Genomic DNA, 2,969 nt, shown 5'->3' on the forward strand with positions numbered 1-2,969 from the left:
TGGTCGAGGGAATCAACAATAAACTTAAACTAATAAAACGGAGAGGCTATGGCTTTAGAAACTTTCGGAATTTTTGGGTTAGAAGTATGTTATCTTGGCATCTTGTCTGTTGATTTAGCATAAAGGGTAACGAAGAGCCATCTTCATGGTCTAAAGCTCCGGTCTGGAAAGGCGTTGTGGATAGTCAGCTTATCTTCTAGGGTAATGACTCTCAGGTATCGATCGCCAAATTCTTTTATCTGCGCCCAAAAGCGAAAACGATTATCTTCTTGAGGTTCACAGCGAATAGGGTTTTCGATAACGTAAATACACCATTCTTTTTTGAGGTAAGGGCGTTTTGTTAAAACATCATTTTCAAAAAGGGAAGTGGGTGATCACCATTCAGCCCAAAACGTTGGTTAGCGATCGCCTTCATTCTTCATTCCTGAATAGTTATGCCCCAGAAGACGAAGGTTTATATGACGATTATTAAAGGCGGAGCCAATCTTTCAGCCCGTTTTCAATTAATTTCATCTGTGATTCCGATAGCATTGCAAGCTTTTTCACAAAATAGGGTGGAGGAACGGTTACAAAACCCTGAAGTAGGAAGGCACCTTTTCTTTTCAGAAAGGGAACGGAGATCTGAATCTCATATTGGGAGCCTCTGATACTAGTTGTATGAGGAATCACACCAATCAAAGCTCGATCCTCATCTCCATAAGGTTCACTCACAACAAGAGCGGGGCGTACTTTTGCTGCTATCCCAAAATCAATCAACCAAACTTCGCTACGAACTGGCTTCAGATTCCCCATCTGCTTCCTCCTCTGCATCTAGACGAGCAAACGATTGAGCGGCAAAAAGAACTGCATCATCATTACTCCAATCACCATAGTCTCCAGTCGGACTCAGGCTGGCTGAAAGGAACTCAGATTTTTCTCTAGCTGAAAGTTTTTTGAACTGTCTAAGAAGTGTTACAACTGCTTCACTCATGGCTTCAACTGATCGCTTGTAGATTACTTTCTATCCATTAGGTTAGCACAGCGATCGCTCTTTCAAAAACCAACTTTCAAAAACCAAAATGATCGCGGTTTTAAACTTTAATTAATAAGAAGACAGCGATCGCACTCGATGAAAGGGTTTATCAGGTGATCGCCAATATCTTGCGGTGGTTCGGTGAAGCGGATTTGTCCATCCTGATAAATGCCTTCGATGGTTTTTAGCATGGTTTGCTGTTTGGTTGGTTTCCTTTTTAATTTTAACGGCTAATTTCAACGGACTGGCTCTGTAATTCCTGTCTGCTCAAAAGCTTGGCGATGATACAAGTATTCCTGATGCCGCAATAAAAGGCGCGTTAAGTAACACATCCGACACGAGCAGTGAGCGCATTTTTAAGAAAAATGCTACAATCCATAGAAATAAATTAAATTAACGATTATGTCATCTTTAGTTTTTACACAACACATTGAAGTAACACCTGGTGTTTGTGGGGGCAAACCTCGTATTGCGGGTCACCGTATTAAAGTACGAGATATTGTCATCTGGCATGAAAAAATGGCAATGTCTCCTGATGAAATTGTTTATAATTACCCAACAATTACTTTAGCTGATGTTTATGCGGCTTTAGCGTATTACCATGATCATCGAGAAGAAATTCGCCAAGATATTGAAGCCAGCGAAAATTTTGCTAAACAGTTACAAGGGGATCAGCCTTCTTTGGTCGAAAAAATTTTAAAGGGGAATAATGGCCAATAAGCTGAAGTTTCATCTTGATGAAAGTGTCTCTAATGCGATCGCCAAAGGTTTAAGGATGAGAGGGATTGATATTACAACGTCTCCTGAAGAGGGATTAATTGGGGCTTCTGATAAAGAGCAATTAGCTTATGCTTTGTCGCAAGGCCGAGTTGTTTTCACTTTTGATGATGATTTTCTGGTTTTGTCTTCAATGGGATTGGAACATTGTGGTATTATTTATTCGCGTCAAGGTCAATCTATCGGAAAGATTATTAGCAATTTAGTTTTGATTTGGGAATGTTTAGACCCTGATTATATGTATAGAAATGTTGAGTTTTTATAAAAATCACAATTAAGAGAAAAAGGGCATATTGGGTAAGGCAGTTTACGGGATTGAATCTTTATGTTGTGATGATACCCATGACAATCCAGGCCGGTATGGGTTAGGTTTAAAACCGCAGGATTTGCTGTTTTCTAGGGTTTATCGGTTTATCAGGGCTTTTATCTGACCGATTGGGGGAATGGTAGAAATTCCCATTATTCCCGATAATATTGGTGATGAGTAACGGTAGGATGTGTTAGCGTAGCGTAACGCATATAAAACACAAAAGGCGCGTTAAGAAACGCACCCTACAAGATCGGCGATCGCACTTTATCTAGTCGCGATCTTACGGGCCGACCGGATTGCCATAGCACCAGCAGTTAGTGTTGGATTGGCCGCGGTAGCCGTTGGAAACACCCCAGGTCCCCCGAGCCATAAGTTATCAAATCCCCATACTTTTGAATATGGATCAACAACACATTTATTATCGTTTTGTGTTCCCATCCGATAAGTGCCTGCATAATGAAGTGAAGCTCCAGCAGGCAAAAACTGTGGAGGTGAGCTAGGTAAGAAACCGCCAATGGAAAGGGCACATTCGACCATATCATCCATCATCATATGAGCAATTTTTGCATTCTCTTCTGGTATTGTGTAATGAAAAGTAGGTTGTGGCATACCACGAATATCCTGAATCTTATCGCTAAAAGTTACACAATTTTCAAAGGTCGGTTCTACCATAGTGAACCAACGAAGATCAACAACTAAACGGTCATCAATATTATCCGCAAGCTCACCATAATTAGGGTTTGCTGAAAAAGTCATTGAAAAGTACAGGTCTCTTAATCAATGATTTCACTTAGCTACAAGCATAAGCTTTAGTTGTTGATTAATTTTTAAGTTATAACTTATCCTAATCATTGACCGAGAAAAAGTGCT

Annotated in this window: 7 protein-coding genes; 3 read left to right on the forward strand and 4 right to left on the reverse strand. The window is 40.3% G+C overall.

Annotated elements, in window-relative coordinates; translation table 11 throughout:
- A partial coding sequence (locus tag O9295_RS20555) for a transposase (RefSeq protein WP_071784045.1) occupies positions 1 to 113 on the forward strand: 113 nt, incomplete at its 5' end.
- Between the two features lie 355 nt (positions 114 to 468).
- Here the strand turns inward: O9295_RS20555 and O9295_RS20560 are convergent.
- From O9295_RS20560 to O9295_RS20570, 3 genes are all read right to left on the reverse strand, one after another.
- The gene (locus O9295_RS20560) at positions 469 to 792 is read right to left on the reverse strand and encodes a type II toxin-antitoxin system PemK/MazF family toxin (RefSeq protein ID WP_288034954.1); all 324 of its coding nucleotides are present in this window, start codon (positions 790 to 792) and stop codon (positions 469 to 471) included.
- The gene (locus O9295_RS20565; protein WP_002797544.1) at positions 767 to 970 is read right to left on the reverse strand and encodes a hypothetical protein; all 204 of its coding nucleotides are present in this window, start codon (positions 968 to 970) and stop codon (positions 767 to 769) included. The genes O9295_RS20560 and O9295_RS20565 overlap by 26 nt, the downstream gene beginning before the upstream one ends.
- A 107-nt stretch (positions 971 to 1,077) precedes the next feature.
- Positions 1,078 to 1,203 (reverse strand): hypothetical protein, encoded by a 126-nt coding sequence (locus O9295_RS20570; protein WP_288034957.1) that lies wholly within the window; start codon positions 1,201 to 1,203, stop codon positions 1,078 to 1,080.
- A 211-nt stretch (positions 1,204 to 1,414) separates the two neighbouring features.
- On the opposite strand from O9295_RS20570, the gene O9295_RS20575 reads away from it, so the two are divergent.
- Positions 1,415 to 1,732 carry a DUF433 domain-containing protein gene (locus tag O9295_RS20575; protein WP_002769338.1) on the forward strand — a complete coding sequence of 106 codons (318 nt, stop codon included), beginning with the start codon at positions 1,415 to 1,417 and terminating at the stop codon, positions 1,730 to 1,732.
- On the forward strand, positions 1,722 to 2,054 hold the full coding sequence (locus tag O9295_RS20580; RefSeq protein WP_079205520.1) for a DUF5615 family PIN-like protein: 333 nt from the start codon (positions 1,722 to 1,724) through the stop codon (positions 2,052 to 2,054). Before O9295_RS20575 ends, O9295_RS20580 begins: the two co-directional genes overlap by 11 nt.
- A 309-nt stretch (positions 2,055 to 2,363) precedes the next feature.
- On the opposite strand, the gene O9295_RS20585 is transcribed toward O9295_RS20580, so the two are convergent.
- The gene (locus O9295_RS20585) at positions 2,364 to 2,855 is read right to left on the reverse strand and encodes a GMC oxidoreductase (RefSeq protein WP_288034961.1); all 492 of its coding nucleotides are present in this window, start codon (positions 2,853 to 2,855) and stop codon (positions 2,364 to 2,366) included.
- Between the last annotated feature and the right edge of the window lie 114 nt (positions 2,856 to 2,969).

It is taken from the genome of Microcystis sp. LE18-22.4A (genome assembly GCF_027531105.1).
Classification (GTDB): Bacteria; Cyanobacteriota; Cyanobacteriia; order Cyanobacteriales; family Microcystaceae; genus Microcystis; species Microcystis aeruginosa.